The sequence below is a fragment of the Coprobacter fastidiosus genome (genome assembly GCF_982245605.1).
On sequence record NZ_CEVCIF010000026.1, the window covers coordinates 34,891 to 50,589 of the forward strand.

Below are 15,699 nucleotides of genomic sequence, written 5' to 3' on the forward strand. Positions count from 1 at the left end.
AATGTAAGATAAGGATACTACGTATTTATGCGGTATCCTTATTTTTTAATTTTAATATTATGATCAAATTTCTTTGTAATGCTTATATTTGAAATTCTAAAAAATAATACATGAATATGCGATACGGTAAGGCGAAGATTTTTTGTTGGGTTATTTTATCTTTTTTTCTTTTTTCTTGTGAAGAAGATGAGCCTGATATAGTGACGACAAGTCGGAAAACGCTATTTATGTATTTGCCTTGGTCTTCTAATCTGACAACGAATTTTTATACGAATATTTCGGATATGGAAGAGTGCATCAAAAAGCGGGGATTAAAAAATGAAAAAGTTGTCGTATTTATGTCTTCCAGCAGCACGGAGGCTTCTATGTTCGAAATTGTTTATAGAAATGGTAAATGTGAACGCAAGACGTTGAAAAATTATACGAATCCGTCATTTACGACAGCAGAGGGCATTACCTCTATATTGAATGATATGAAGACATTTGCTCCTGCATCTGTATATGCCATGACGATCGGGTGTCATGGTATGGGATGGCTTCCGGTAGATCGAATGAAGACAATGTCTGCCTCCTCTGTAAAAATGCATTGGGACTATGAGGGAAAACCGTTGACCCGTTATTTCGGAGGTTTGACAAGCGAATATCAGACAGATATAAGTACTCTTGCTAAAGGTATTGCGGATGCGGGTATAAAAATGGAATATATTTTGTTTGACGATTGTTATATGTCTTCGATCGAGGTCGCTTATGAGTTGAGAAATGTTACCGATTATTTGATTGCTTCTGCCAGTGAGATCATGGCATACGGGATGCCTTATGCCGTGATCGGTGAATATTTGTTGGATGATCCCGATTTTCAGGCTATCTGTGATGGCTTTTATGACTTTTATTCGACTTATGGCATGCCTTATGGAACGTTGGCGGTGACGGTTTGTGCCGAATTGGAAGATCTTGCGATGATTATGAAAAAAATTAATACGAAATATATTTTCGATGAGTCTTCTGAAAATACTTTGCAACGGATGGACGGATATACTCCGATAATATTTTACGATTACGGAGATTATGTAGAAAAGTTGTGTAAAGATCCCGTTTTGTTGGAACGGTTTGAGCAGCAGTTGTCTCGGGCTGTGCCGTATAAAGTGCATACGGACTATTTTTATTCTGTGACCAAAGGTAGAGTTCCGATTTATACTTTCTCTGGAATAACGACATCAGATCCGAGTAAACATTCCCTTACCGTGTCAAAAACCGATACGGAGTGGTATAAGGCTACGCATTAATTGCTAAGAGCCTGCCTAAATTTTGTTCGGGTCGAACTTGAAAGTTTCTTTCAAGGGTATTTTGTGGTTTTTACGGAGATGGTGGCGGGCTACCAGACAAATGAAAATGGGGAAAAAGACCGGAAGAAGACGTAAAAATGATCTGATAACATTTTCTTATCGGAGAATTAAAACTGGCTTTGAATATGACTTCGATTTATTTGTGGAAGGAAAAAGCCGACCTACATTTTATGATTTCCTTTAAAAGATATATCTTTGTGAAAGAAAGACCGTGCAAACCGAATGTAAAATAAAAATATATTCGATTATTTTGCTGGGATGCAGTCTGTCTTTGTGAAACAAAAATGACGATATGAATTCTTTCAACGCTTTAAAAAAGATATATTCCAGACGGGCTGAGATCAAAAATTTACCGCATATTAAAGTTGCAGTTGTCGGTGATACAGCCACGCAGTTTCTCGCTATGGCAATTTACGGTACTGGCGTGGAGCGAGGTTTTGATATAGAGCTTTTTGAAGCAGAATATAATCAGGTAGAACGACAGTTTCTGGATAAAGCATCTGATCTATATCGGTTTGATGCAGATTATATCGTTGTTTTCCAGTCAACGCATAAATTACTTACTCGGTATGGGAAATGTGGGGATGCAGACCGGTTACGGTTGGCTGATGAACGTTTGGATTTTGTGAGGACAATTTGTGAGACTACCGATGCGAAAATTATTTATTGTAATTATCCGGAAATAGACGATGCCGTTTTCGGTAATTTTGCCAATCAGGTAGAATTTTCTTTCCTTTATCAATTGCGTAAACTTAATTACAAATTGATGGAGGTAGCTCGGGAATGTCCTAATCTTTATATCTGCGATCTAGCGACGATACAGAATAAACTGGGGCGGGATGCCGTATTTCAGCCGTCGATTTATGTCAGTACCGAAATGGTATTGTCTATCGAAGCTTTACCTTGGGTTGCATCCCGAATACTCGATATTATTTGTGTGCTGAAAGGAAAGATAAAGAAATGTCTTGTATTGGATCTCGATAATACGCTTTGGGGAGGGGTTATCGGAGATGACGGTATAGAAAATATTCAGATCGGTCATGGTTTGGGTATCGGCAAAGCTTTTTCAGAGTTCCAATTATGGATTAAAAAACTGAAAGAGAGAGGGGTAATTCTTGCAGTATGCAGTAAGAATACCGAGTCTGTAGCGAAAGAGCCGTTTGTCAAACATCCCGATATGATATTGAAATTGGATGATATCGCGGTGTTTGTCGCTAATTGGGAAAATAAAGCGGATAATATACGTCGAATACAGCAAATTCTGAATATAGGATTTGATTCTATGGTATTTTTGGATGATAATCCTTTTGAACGCAATATGGTGCGTGCGAATATTCCGGATATAGTCGTTCCTGAATTGCCGGAAGATCCCGGTGAATATCTTGAATATTTGTATGGACTGAATCTTTTTGAAACAGTTTCATATTCTGCTGCAGATTCGGAACGTACCCGACAGTATCAAGTAGAAGCCCGGCGAGTATCGGAGAGAATGAGTTTTGCAAATGAAGATGAATTTCTTGCAAGTCTGGAAATGGTTTCCGATATACAAGCGTTTACGCCTTTTAATATTCCCCGTGTCGCACAGCTTTCGCAACGTTCTAATCAATTTAATTTGCGTACGGTACGTTATACTGAAGGAGATATCGAGCGCATGGGTAAAGACCCGGAACGTTATGCTCCTTTTACATTTACGCTTGCAGATAAGTTCGGGGATAACGGACTTATTTGTGTGGTTATACTTGAGAAAGACAACCGTGCTAAGACTCTTTTTATCGATACGTGGTTTATGAGTTGCAGGGTATTGAAACGAGGAATGGAACGGTTTACTCTGAATGTCTTAGTGAGATATGCCAGAGAAAACGGGTTTAAGAAGATTATCGGAGAGTATATCCCGACCGTTAAAAATAAGATGGTGGAGGATCATTATGCACAATTAGGGTTTGTAAAGTTACCGGAAATGGAGAAAAACCTTTATATGCTTGATGTAGATTCTTATATAGATAAAACTTGTTATATATTGTCTAAATAATTTATGATATGACTCAAGAAGATATTTTAAGTAAAGTTCAAAATATTTTTAGGGATGTATTGGATGAAGAAAACATTTCATTGACATCTCAGACAACGGCAAATGATATAGAAGAATGGGACTCCTTAACTCATATTCAGCTCGTTGTGGCAATCGAAAAATCGTTTAAGATAAAATTTACTTCAAAAGAAATTTTATCTTGGAAAAATGTCGGAGAAATGGTTGAAACAATTCATGCTAAATTGTAGCGGTGACCTGTCTGAATTTTTCGGTAAGAAAATTATATCAGGTCATTTTTGCGTTTTTCCGGTCTGTTTCTTGTTTTTGCATGTCATATAGCTTGTTATGCTCCTTTATCGGAAACAGAGAAACACTCTCAAACGCAACTCTCGAAAAAGGACTGTGCAAAATTAAAACAGGTTCTGAACGATTTTGTCGAAGTGTTCAGGAGAGAATATCGAAAGAGAAGGGAATATTTGTAAAATAAACCGGTATATAAAGTTATGATTATCAATTCATTTGAATTTTTGCTGTTTTTTATAATTTTCTTCGTTATATATTATATTCCCCGCTTAAATACAAGATATCAGAATCTTTTATTACTTGTCGGAAGTTATTTCTTTTATGGGTATGCAAGTCTGAAAATGTTGCCTTTGCTTATTGCGGTTACGATCATTTTTTATTATTTGGGTTTAGCAATACAAAAAAGCGGAGATACTAAAAAAGCATCGATTCTGACAGCTTTAGGTGTGTGGTCGGGAGTCGGTATTTTATTGTATTTTAAGTATTTCAATTTTTTTATTACTTCTTTTTCTGAATTGTTTGAATCATTCGGTTTACAGACTAATTGGCATACTTTCAATATTATAATGCCTTTGGGCATAAGTTTTTTCACTTTTAAATTAATTAGTTATATTATAGAGATACATCGTGGTCATATAGAAGCAGACCGGGATTTTATCTCTTTTGCAGCTTATGTCTCTTTTTTCCCGTGTATTCTTTCAGGACCGATAGACCGTCCTAATTTGTTTATTCCGCAGTTGTCTCAAACTCGTCATTTTGATTATGATATGGCATCGGACGGCTTGCGTCAAATATTGTGGGGAATGTTTAAAAAGATGGTATTGGCTGATAATATTGCGGTTGTCGTAGATCAAGTTTGGAGTAGTTATACTGCATTTCCGAGCAGTACGTTGATATTGGCTGCCGTCTTATATTCATTTCAGATGTATACGGACTTTTCAGGTTATTCCGATATGGCAATCGGAGTCGGCAAAATTTTAGGAGTTAAGGTTACTCCCAATTTCAATTATCCGTTTTTTGCGTTGAATATTGCCGATTATTGGCGTCGTTGGCACATGTCTTTGACTTCGTGGTTGACCGATTATATATTTATGCCATTGAATGTACGGTTTCGTGATTGGGGCAATTGGGGTATGATCGTTGCTATTATCATCAATCTTGTGGCAGTAGGTATGTGGCATGGAGATAATTGGACATTTGCCGCATTCGGTTTGTATCATGGTTTGTTGTTTGTTCCGTTAATTCTTACAGGGGCTTTTTTTAAAAAGAACAAGATGAAAACCACTTATTGGGGATTGCCGACATTTCGCATGGTTTTGAAAATGTTGTTTACATTTATGCTGGTCACAATAGGATTGGTCATTTTTAAGGCGCATGATGTGACGCAAGCTTTTGACTACTTGTTATCTTGTTTTGGTACGGGCATATTGTCTTTGCCGAAAGTTCAGGGCGACACGAACGGAACGCTTTTATTCTCGTTGCTGTTTATTATTATGTTGCTTGTTATAGAATGGAAACAAAGAAGCAAGGAGTATGGATTGTCTATTGATAATTTGAGCCGAGTAAAGAGGTTAGGAGCTTATTCGTTTTTTTTGTTGGTGATTTATTTCTTCGGAACAGATACTTCTTCGTTTATATATTTTCAGTTCTAAATTATTTTTGTGTGATGAGATTATGAAACTTACAAAAAAGCAAATTGAAAATGTGGCGCTATTCGGAGGAGTATTTATCGTGTTGTTGATAATACTTAATGTAACAGCTCCCTATGTATATAAATTGTTTCCGAATGATTACTCCCGGATAGGGATTATATTGGATGCTCTGAAAACTCGTACTGTAACTCCGGAGATCGTTGTTTTCGGAAATAGTAAAGCTATGAGCGGAGTAGATGCCAATATGATACAAGAACATTTGTCCGGAAATCCTGAAACATATAACTTCTCATCGGTAGGGCAATCGATCGGGGAGAGCTTATTGTTCTATCCGATGCTACCTGATGATACAAAAGCGGTAATACAATGTTTTAAATTAGAGGAGTTTACGCAACCGCTTGTCTTTAATGAACCCGCGATTATCGCTTTGAAAATGGGGAAATATCCGATGAATGAAGATATAAAGCAATTGCTCCCAAAGACGTTTTGGGAAAAGTTAGATAGGCCGGATGTTTATTATAATTTCAAGTCCCGCCAAACCGTGAGTTCGGGGTTGATACGTTTTTTACGTCTTCATTTGGATGAGGATGCTCCTGACAGCGGTATTCTCGATGATTTGAAGTTCCCTTATTTATTCCCGTCCGATATAGATAAAGCTCCGAATTATCAGACCATAATACAGATGTTGGAGAAGGAAGATTATTCTTGGGCTGATGATTTTTCTATTTCGGAAGAATGTAAAGATTTGCTTATTAAAGCAAATGATTATTTAGAACGAAAGAATGTGAAGTTGTATATAGCAATTATTTCTCATGCTCCGGATGTGAAAGGTCTGTCATCTGAAAAACAAGAAAAGATTATCGGAAAATTGCGGGAAGAACTGCCGCAATTGAAATTTATAGATTGTCGGAAATCTCTTACTTCAGATGATTTTTATGACCCGTTACATCCTAATAAAAAGGGAGCTGAAAAAATTTCGACTATAATCTCGACAGCGGTGAACGCTGATTTTTAGCTGTTTTAAAAGAAAATTGAGGGGAAAATTTTATATTTTTTGATTAACGGTCGTTTTATTTGTATTTGCAGACTTTTTTTCAGGGAATAACTGATCTTGAGGAACTCCCAATTCCTCAGCTATGACTTTTTGAGTCAGAGCATCCGGAGTTTGTACTCCGGCAATCCACATTCGTACAGTTTTTTCCGATTTCAATGTTTTATGTGCGATATATTCCACAAAAGCACTTTTGGGTGCTTTTACTACCCGACGGTCGGGAAGAGATTTGTAATATTCGACAAAGGATGCATTGCCGACAGGAAAATCTTTAAATGTCATTTTTCTGTATCAAAGTTGTTTATTCACTGTAATATTTATATTTTTGTTTCGTAATATATATTATTACGATGCAAATATATAACAATGTTCGTTAAAATCCAAACAAATAATGAATTTTGTTCGTTATATAATTAAAAATACCTGATATGGATTCAGTAAAAGAGAGGCTCAAAGCATTTATAGAATATAAAAAAATTTCGATAAGAAGTTTTGAGAATCGGTGTGGCTTATCATATGGGTATGTAAACAATATGCGGGTTTCTATACAGCCGGCAAAATTGAAAAGCATATCTCTGCAATTTCCTGATCTGAACAAAAGTTGGTTGTTGACAGGAGAGGGGGAGATGCTTGTTCCCACAGAAGGGAAAACCGTAGCGACCGAATCTATCGGTAATTATGGTAGTGTATTTAAGTCTTCGGGAATCGTTTCTATTCCGGCTAAAGTTTGGGATGTTATTGAAAAGCAGGCAGACAGTTTAAAAAGTAAAGATAAGCAGATCGATGATCTTATTTCATTACTGAAAGGTTTGATTCAAAAATAATTTTTGTGGTTGTAAGTATTAGAAGGTGCTTTTATTGAAGAGCACCTTTTTTATATAAATGGATATGCTCATAATTTATTGCTATAATTTGTTTTTATAGATTTGCCCGTCTTTTATAATCAATAGAATATTGTCATCGGGGTTTTCCAGTAATTGAATATTTTCCAGAACATTTCCGTTTATAAGTAACATGTCGGCAAAAGCACCTTCCTTGATTACTCCTAAATCTCCGGGATAGGGGTTCCTCGATCCCGAAAGAGACAATAGCCGGGCATTATCATAGGTGACCATTCTCAGTATTTCGAAATTATTGAACCAGTTTTTAAGTTTCCCTATATCTTTATTTTGGTTTTTCGTATTGGCAGGATTGAATAACAGGTCTGTTCCCCATCCGAGTTTTACCTGATATTTCTTTGCCAATCTGTAAGCATTATCTGTATTTTGAACAATCATCTTATGTTTTTCCTGTTGTTCTTGAGTGGGATATTGATTGTCATCGAGGGTAAAAGGTTGCATACAGAGCCATACTTCTTTTCGAGCGATCAATTCCATTGTCGCTTCATCGATCAAGTGTCCGTGTTCTATGCTTTTTACACCGGCTTGTATTGCTCGGGTGATTGCTTGCGGTACATAGACATGTACCATTACATAAGTACCTGCATTTTCAGCCGCTTTTACAGCGGCATGAATCTCTTCTTCAAAATATTGGGAATCTTGCAGGCGATCATAAAGTGAGGCGACTCCGCCTCCGGTCATCAATTTTATTTGGCTAGCACCCAACCTCAGATTATTCCGTGCTGCGACGGTAACGGCATCCACTCCGTCTGCGATAATAGCCGCACCTATTTTTTCGGTGTGAGTCAGACAACAATAGCCGAAAGGTCGGGGATCGTCATATACAGCCCTGAAATCACCATGTCCTCCGGTTTGAGAAATGAGAGATCCGCTCGGATAAATTCTAGGACCCGGAATAATTCCTTCATCGATGGCGCGTTTTAGTCCGAACACCGGACCTCCGGCATCCCGTATCGTAGTGAAACCGCGCATTAGGGTTTTCCCTGCTTCGACACCGGCTTTTAATTGTGTGTAGTACGTTTCTGCAGTAAGCAAGTCTATCATTGTGTTGCAACACATGTAGGAGTGCCAGTGTGCATCGATGAGTCCGGGCATCAGAAATTTACCTTTTCCGTCGATTATCGTTCCTTCTGCCGATATCGTTCCGGGTTCAGCTATTTTATTTATTCGGTTGTTCAGGATCAGAATATCTCCCATAACCGTTTTTTCGTCTGTTCCGTTGAATATCCGGACGTTTTTTATTAAAATAGTTTGTTCCATATCGAAAGATGCTATTTTGTCGATAAAACGGAATTACGTGAAAAAAGTTTGTCTTTTTACGGATAATTGGATAACGATCTTTGTTCAGTCTGACTGTCGTTTGAATTTTTATATCCGAAGAGAGAAGGGGAGGGGTGATTGAAAAAATGAGTGAGCCGGCAATCATTCAAATGTAAAGAGACTCCTAAAAGTCACGTAAAAACGACTTTTAGGAGTCTCTTCAGATCCGATTTTCAAGAAATATGTCTTTATGTCTGAATTTAGATAATACCTTGAGCCATCATGGCTTTTGCAACTTTCATAAATCCGGCTATATTAGCCCCTTTCATATAATTGATATATCCGTCTTTTTCAGTACCGTATTTTACACATTGGTGATGAATATCGCTCATGATCTGATGCAGTTTGGCATCAACCTCTTCGGCAGACCAACTGATATGCATGGCATTTTGAGTCATTTCGAGTCCGGATGTCGCAACTCCTCCTGCATTTACCGCTTTTCCCGGACCATACATGATACGGTGTTTGATAAACAAATCTATTGCTTCGGGGCGACAACCCATATTCGAAATTTCTCCTACACAGATGACTCCGTTAGCGATTAGTTGCTTGGCGTCGTCTTCGTCCAGTTCGTTTTGTGTAGCGCAAGGAAGGGCTATGTCGACTTTTTGCTCCCAAGGTCGTTTTCCCGGGAAAAACTCTACTCCGAATTTCTCGGCATACGGGGCAACGATATCATTGCCCGAGCTGCGGAGTTCGAGCATGTAATCGATTTTTTCGCCGGAGACTCCGTCTGGATCATAAATGTAACCGTCAGGTCCTGACAAGGTAACGACTTTAGCTCCTAATTCGGTCGCTTTGGTTACTGCTCCCCATGCTACATTTCCAAAACCGCTTACGGCAATTGTTTTTCCTTTGATTTCTATCCCTTTGGTCGATAACATCTGTTTTACGAAGTATAATCCTCCGAATCCTGTGGCTTCGGGGCGGATTAAAGAACCTCCGAATTCCAGTCCTTTACCTGTAAATGTGCCTGTATTTTCTCGTTTCAGTTTTTTATACATTCCGTACATATAACCCACTTCACGACCGCCTACGCCTATATCGCCGGCAGGGACATCAGTGTCAGGACCTATATGCCGCCATAATTCGAGCATGAAGGCTTGGCAGAAACGCATTATTTCACCATCGGACTTTCCTCGCGGACTGAAGTCCGATCCGCCTTTAGCTCCGCCCATAGGCAGGGTTGTCAATGCATTCTTAAATGTCTGTTCGAATCCTAAAAATTTCAGAATAGACAGGTTTACGGAAGCGTGGAATCTTATGCCGCCTTTATACGGGCCTATCGCATTATTAAACTGTATGCGGTATCCGAGATTTACTTGGACATTGCCTTTGTCGTCTACCCAAGGTACTTTAAATGTAAATATCCGGTCAGGTTCGACAAGTCGTTCTATGATTTTAGCTTTTTCAAATTCGGGGTGTTCATTATAGGTTTCCTCGATCGATAGAAGTACCTCGTGGACAGCTTGAAGATACTCCGGTTCGCCCGGGTGTTTAGCCTCGAGCGATGCCATGATGTCTTTTATGTTCATAGCGATGTGTTTTTATAAGGTTACTTATTTATTTTTAAGAGCTTTGGATAGTACCTTTAGCCCTTATTGCAAATTTAATCATTTATGCGGATAAAAAAATTATTTTTGCTAAATTTGAACATCAAAGAGCTAAAATAAATTTTAGCATTTTGTAATCTGAATATACCGAAATTGATTATGGAAACTCAAAATATAAAGCAATTATATTTGAAAGACACCTCTTTTGCTAACTTAATGCAAAAACGAATCTTTAATGTGTTGCTTATTGCCAGTCGTTATGACGCTTTTATTCTTGAAGAGGACGGGCGCGTGGACGAACAGATTTTTTTCGAATATACGTCTTTGAACTTGAGTTCGCCTCCTCGAGTTACTCAGGCAAATAGTTTTGACGAAGCTTTTCGGGAACTATCCGGAAAACGTTATGACCTGATAATTGCTATGCCGGGAATTGAAAATAGTGATACGTTCGAGAAAGCGAAAGAGATAAAAAGCATTTATCCCGATATCCCTATCGTAGTGTTGACCCCGTTCTCTCAAGAAGTATCGCGGCGGATCAGTAACGAGGATCTCAGTGGTGTCGATTATGTGTTCAGTTGGCTTGGTAATGCCGACCTTTTGCTGGCTATCATCAAACTGATAGAAGATAAAATGAATGCTGAGGAGGATATAAACTCCGTAGGGGTACAAGTAATTTTGTTGGTAGAAGATTCGATTCGTTTCTATTCTTCTATTTTGCCGCACCTTTATAAATTTGTATTGAAACAGTCGCAAATATTCTCGACCGAGGCTCTGAATCAGCATGAGCAGATGCTTAGAATGCGTGGACGTCCTAAAATAAAACTTGCCCGTACCTATGAAGAGGCGGTAGCGATTTATAACAAATATCCTAATAACATGTTGGGAATTGTTACTGACGTGTCTTTCAAAAGGGCTGGAGAAAAAGATAAGAAAGCCGGTTTGAAATTTTGTTCTTATATACGAGAGAAAGATGAATTTCTGCCGATTATAATCGAGTCTTCAGAGGTGGAGAATCAAAAAGACGCGATGTTTCTGAATGCTTGTTTTTTGGATAAGAACTCTAAAAAGTTGCCTGTCGATTTGCGTAAAACTATTCTCCGAAATTTTGGTTTCGGGGATTTCGAGTTTATTAATCCTCATACGGGTGAGGTTATTGCAACGGTACGTAATCTGAAGGATTTGCAAAATACGATAATGTCTATTCCCGATGAGTCGCTATATTATCATGGTTCTCGTAATCATATTTCTCGCTGGCTTTATTCCCGGGCGATGTTTCCGATAGCCGAATTGCTTCGCCAGAAACAATTTACCGACATTAGCGAATCGCAAGAAATGCGACAGCTTATTTTTGATGCTATCGTACAGTATCGTAAAATGAAAAATCGGGGAGTCGTTGCTATCTTTCAGCGGGAGAGATTTGATAAATATTCTAATTTTGCCCGTATAGGACAGGGATCTTTAGGGGGAAAGGGACGTGGACTTGCGTTTATCGATTCTATGATCAAGCGGCATCCGATACTTGAGAATTATGAGGGCGTGAGTGTCTCGATTCCTAAAACGGTGGTTCTTTGCACCGATATTTTCGATGAGTTTATGGAGACGAACAATCTTTATCAGATTGCATTATCCGATCTGCCGGATGAGGATATTTTGGAATATTTTTTGAAAGCTAAATTACCGGATAAATTGGTCGATGATTTTATGGCATTCTTCGAGGTAGTAGGGCGTCCGATTGCTGTTCGTTCATCCAGTCTGCTCGAAGATTCTCATTACCAGCCTTTCGCAGGAATATATTCGACTTATATGATTCCGTTTCTTGAAGATAAAGATGAAATGCTCCGGCTGTTGAGCGACGCTATTAAAGGGGTATATGCTTCTGTTTTTTATGCCGACAGCAAAGCATATATGACCGCAACATCTAATGTAATCGATCAGGAAAAGATGGCGATTATTTTACAGGAAGTGGTGGGCTCACAATATGGAGATCGTTATTATCCATCTTTTGCCGGAGTAGGAAGATCTTTGAATTATTATCCGATCAATGATGAGAAAGCGGAAGACGGAGTCGTTGATGTTGCCGTGGGATTAGGGAAATATATTGTCGATGGAGGACGGAGTTTACGTTTTTCGCCTAAACATCCATGTAATGTATTGCAGACCAGTACGCTCGATTTGGCGCTTAGCGATACTCAAACGCGTTTTTATGCTCTTGATTTGAAAAGCATGGGAAAAACTTTTTCGATCGATGATAGTTTTAATTTGTTGAAATTATCTATCCGAGATGCAGAAAAAGATAATTCGTTACGAGGGATGGTTTCGACTTTTGATCCGTATGATCAGATAATCCGTGACGGATATTATGAAGGAGGAAGAAAAGTCGTTACCTTTGCAAATATCTTGCAACATGGGGTATTCCCTTTAGCTGAATTATTAAAAATGATGCTGGAGTTCGGGTCTCAGGAGATGGGACGTCCTGTAGAGATAGAATTTGCAGCGAATTTACCTAATCAGGAACACAAACAGGGGATGCTGTATTGGTTGCAGATACGCCCTATCGTAGATACGAAAGAAATGCGAGATGACGAAATCGGAGAGGTGAGGGATGAGGACCTGCTTTTAAAGACCGACTCGGCATTGGGACATGGCATTATGGATAATATATGTCATGTGGTATATGTAAAAAGCGATAATTTCAGGTCTTCGAACAATTCTTTGATAGCAAGAGAAATAGAGAAGATCAACCGTATGTTTACCGAACGGGGTGAAAATTATATATTGGTAGGACCGGGACGTTGGGGATCGAGTGATACGGCTCTCGGAATACCTGTTAAATGGCCTCATATTTCTAATTCGAAGTTGATTGTCGAGACGGCGTTGGCCGGTTATCATATAGAGCCGAGTCAAGGGACTCATTTTTTTCAGAATCTAACCTCTTTCGGGGTGGGATATTTTACCATCAACCCTTCTTCAAAAGGATGTTTGTTCGATGAAGAGTATTTAAACCGCCTGAATGCGGAACAGGAAACCGATTTTCTTCGGGTCGTACGGTTCGAACGTCCGGTGATAGTAAAGATAAACGGGAAAAAGAGCATAGGCATTGTTATAAAACCGGATGCCGGAAATGTAAAAGAAAAGTAAAATAATTTATATAAAACGGGAATGAAATCAAAATTTATGAAATCGATGCAATTGCTGTGGCAAACTTCTCCGGTTACAAATGAAGAAGATGAAGTGCTTCAAGAGAAAGAGAGTGCCCGGCAGGATTGCTCTATTGACCCGGCTTTGGCAAAAGAATATGTCCGGGCTCTTACCGAAGAACAGATACCACAACCGTTATTGGATAAAATGGCTGATCTTATCAACGAGTCTATTCCCGAGTTGGTTCGTCAGTCGATAGATAAAGAAGCTGAGAAACGGAATATATATAATCATTTGTTATCTCCGTTTACCGATTATATACGGTTTATATATGAGAAGATACAAACAGAAGGCTCTTCACAGTGGAAACAAGATGAAATCCGGTTGAAAGAGCAGGTAAAAGAGTTGAATGACTATATACATGAGCTTTCTTCGAAACAAGAGGAGTTTCAAAGTCAGTATTTAAGCGCCGAACGGCAAAAAAGGGCATTAGGCGAGCGGGTTCATGAATTGGAAATGCGCATTGTGACTTTTGAGGCTGACAAAGAGCAAAGCGATATGGAAAAAAGTGCACTGAACAATAAGCTTAAAGTTGCGGCTGTGCAGGAAAAAAATAAGGCGGATGAGTTGGCTGCTTTGCAGGAAGAAAAATCTCGTCTTGAGCAGGAGTTGGCGAAAGTGCAACAAGTAGATTTGTCTCTTCCTGATAAATTGCAGAAAGCTACAGAAAAGGCGGAGAATTTGCAGAAACATCTGGATTCTGTTATTGCGAAACAACAAGATGCCGATAATGCCTTTGTTACTTTGCAGACTGAAAATGCCGGATTGCAGGATGAGCTCGATCAGATGATAGCTGAAAATAAGGAATTGCATGAATCTCTGACGAAAGTATTGCACGCCAAAGATGATGCAGTAAGGCAGGCTGTAGAGCGAGAAGAAATGTTGAAACGTAAAGTTGATTCTCTGTTGCTGGAGAAACAACAACTTTTCGACTTGTCGGTTTCTAAAGAGAATGAAATAGAATCTGCTCGAAATGAACTGCGTATATTAACTGAAGAGTTGGAAAAACAGAAAAATGCCGATAAGATGTTGACAGAAACTCTTGATGCAAAAGCTCGTTTGGAAGCGGCTCTTTCAGAATCGGAAGATCAAGTGCGTTCTTTAAAACAGAATATCGGAAATGAAGAGCGTAGGAGTGGAGAATTGCAGTCTTCTGTGAAATTATTGGAAAGTCGGATTGATCTTTTGGAAAAAGAAAAAAAAGATGTATCGGCATTATTGGAAAAAAAGTCTGCTGAATTGGACGCTCAGCGAAAGCAGACTGAGGAAACAGAGGCAAATCTTCGGGATATGATAGATATTAAACACCAATTGTTGGTTGCTAATGATATGTTGGCCGCGGTGAAAGCGCAACGGCAGGATTTGTTTGCAGAAGTAGAAAAAGAGAAGTCGGAACGAACGGAATTGCAACAGAAATTGTTAATATCTGAAGAGACGCTTCGGCAATTTGAAAACGATCAGCAGATCGACAGAAAAAATATCCGGGCATTGATGGCTGAAATAGATGTTTTGAAAGATGAACTGAAGAAAAACAGTCGGGATAGCCGATTTTTAGATGAACCTGAAGAACTTGATTGGTTAGTTCCTACACGTCCTGATACACCGGAAGAAATAGCTCGTAAAAAAGCGGAAAAGAAACTGCAGGAGAAAGAATTGATGGCAGAGGAAGAAAAGACGGAGGTAAAACCGGATCCGTCACAAATGAGTTTATGGTAATTTAAATATAATAAAAATATGCGCAAGATTGATATTTCTGTATTGAAAGATAATGTTATAGATCTTATCGGAAAACAATGGATGTTGATTACGGCTGGAAATATAGATCATTATAATATGATGACGGCCAGTTGGGGGACAATCGGTTTCTTATGGGGTAAGCCGGTTGCTTGTGTTGTTATACGCCCTCAGAGATATACGCTTGAATTTGTCGAAGAAGAAGAATGTTTTACTCTCTCTTTCTTTAATGAGCAGTATCGGAGTGCCCTTAAATTGTGCGGTACGAAATCGGGAAAGGAAATAGATAAAGCGAAAGCGGCAGGTATAACGCCTTTTGAGCCTTCCCGGGGATGCGTTGCTTTTAAAGAAGCACGATTAATTTTTAAATGTCGGAAGTTATATTGTGATCAATTACGAGAAAATTCTTTTATTGATAAATCTATTTTGGAAACTTGGTATCCTTCCCGAGACCTGCATAAAATATTTATTGGAGAAATAGAAGAGGTCTGGGAAGAATGATCTTAATTCGTTAATTGTTGTGCAGTTGCTGAAGGGTCTTCGTTTTTTTCTTCAATAACCATAGGGAGATTCAGTAAATAGCATAAAATTAGCCAACTAATTCATACACAAAATGT

Annotated in this window: 12 protein-coding genes; 9 read left to right on the forward strand and 3 right to left on the reverse strand. The window is 38.7% G+C overall.

Going from position 1 to position 15,699, the window contains the following annotated elements; translation table 11 throughout:
• The first annotated feature begins 110 nt into the window (after window positions 1–110).
• The 5 genes from AC0UMU_RS08175 (at window position 111) to AC0UMU_RS08195 (ending at window position 6,342) form a co-directional block, all read left to right on the forward strand.
• Window positions 111–1,283, forward strand: coding sequence for a clostripain-related cysteine peptidase (locus AC0UMU_RS08175; protein ID WP_423767138.1), 1,173 nt, complete (start codon window positions 111–113; stop codon window positions 1,281–1,283).
• A 352-nt stretch (window positions 1,284–1,635) separates the two neighbouring features.
• Entirely contained in the window at window positions 1,636–3,372 is a 1,737-nt protein-coding gene (locus AC0UMU_RS08180) for an HAD-IIIC family phosphatase (protein WP_278715953.1), read from the forward strand.
• A gap of 8 nt (window positions 3,373–3,380) precedes the next feature.
• Window positions 3,381–3,620, forward strand: coding sequence for an acyl carrier protein (locus AC0UMU_RS08185; protein ID WP_022601674.1), 240 nt, complete (start codon window positions 3,381–3,383; stop codon window positions 3,618–3,620).
• 396 nt (window positions 3,621–4,016) lie between these two features.
• Window positions 4,017–5,327 carry an MBOAT family O-acyltransferase gene (locus AC0UMU_RS08190; RefSeq protein ID WP_278715955.1) on the forward strand — a complete coding sequence of 437 codons (1,311 nt, stop codon included), beginning with the start codon at window positions 4,017–4,019 and terminating at the stop codon, window positions 5,325–5,327.
• A 22-nt stretch (window positions 5,328–5,349) separates the two neighbouring features.
• Window positions 5,350–6,342 (forward strand): hypothetical protein, encoded by a 993-nt coding sequence (locus tag AC0UMU_RS08195; protein ID WP_278715957.1) that lies wholly within the window; start codon window positions 5,350–5,352, stop codon window positions 6,340–6,342.
• A gap of 30 nt (window positions 6,343–6,372) precedes the next feature.
• Here the strand turns inward: AC0UMU_RS08195 and AC0UMU_RS08200 are convergent, their stop codons facing one another.
• Complete coding sequence (locus AC0UMU_RS08200) at window positions 6,373–6,660, reverse strand: helix-turn-helix domain-containing protein (RefSeq protein ID WP_009318754.1); 288 nt, start codon at window positions 6,658–6,660, stop codon at window positions 6,373–6,375.
• A gap of 146 nt (window positions 6,661–6,806) precedes the next feature.
• Between AC0UMU_RS08200 and AC0UMU_RS08205 the strand changes: the two genes are divergently transcribed.
• Window positions 6,807–7,202 carry a hypothetical protein gene (locus tag AC0UMU_RS08205; RefSeq protein WP_022601668.1) on the forward strand — a complete coding sequence of 132 codons (396 nt, stop codon included), beginning with the start codon at window positions 6,807–6,809 and terminating at the stop codon, window positions 7,200–7,202.
• Window positions 7,203–7,283: 81 nt separating this feature from the next.
• Here AC0UMU_RS08205 and AC0UMU_RS08210 read toward each other — a convergent pair whose 3' ends face one another.
• Together AC0UMU_RS08210 and gdhA are read right to left on the reverse strand one after the other, a co-directional pair.
• Complete coding sequence (locus AC0UMU_RS08210) at window positions 7,284–8,537, reverse strand: metal-dependent hydrolase family protein (RefSeq protein ID WP_278715961.1); 1,254 nt, start codon at window positions 8,535–8,537, stop codon at window positions 7,284–7,286.
• Between the two features lie 260 nt (window positions 8,538–8,797).
• Window positions 8,798–10,132 (reverse strand): NADP-specific glutamate dehydrogenase, encoded by a 1,335-nt coding sequence (gene gdhA, locus AC0UMU_RS08215; RefSeq protein ID WP_009318757.1) that lies wholly within the window; start codon window positions 10,130–10,132, stop codon window positions 8,798–8,800.
• Window positions 10,133–10,306: 174 nt separating this feature from the next.
• Between gdhA and AC0UMU_RS08220 the strand changes: the two genes are divergently transcribed.
• Genes AC0UMU_RS08220 through AC0UMU_RS08230 form a run of 3 tightly spaced genes read left to right on the forward strand, consistent with a single transcriptional unit; the run spans window position 10,307 to window position 15,583 of the window.
• Window positions 10,307–13,288, forward strand: coding sequence for a PEP/pyruvate-binding domain-containing protein (locus AC0UMU_RS08220; protein WP_416241635.1), 2,982 nt, complete (start codon window positions 10,307–10,309; stop codon window positions 13,286–13,288).
• A gap of 21 nt (window positions 13,289–13,309) precedes the next feature.
• Window positions 13,310–15,064, forward strand: a complete 1,755-nt coding sequence (locus tag AC0UMU_RS08225; protein WP_288640164.1) for a coiled-coil domain-containing protein — start codon at window positions 13,310–13,312, stop codon at window positions 15,062–15,064.
• An 18-nt stretch (window positions 15,065–15,082) separates the two neighbouring features.
• A complete protein-coding gene (locus AC0UMU_RS08230) occupies window positions 15,083–15,583 on the forward strand; it encodes a flavin reductase family protein (protein ID WP_022390173.1) in 501 nt (166 codons plus the stop codon).
• Window positions 15,584–15,699: the final 116 nt, after the last annotated feature.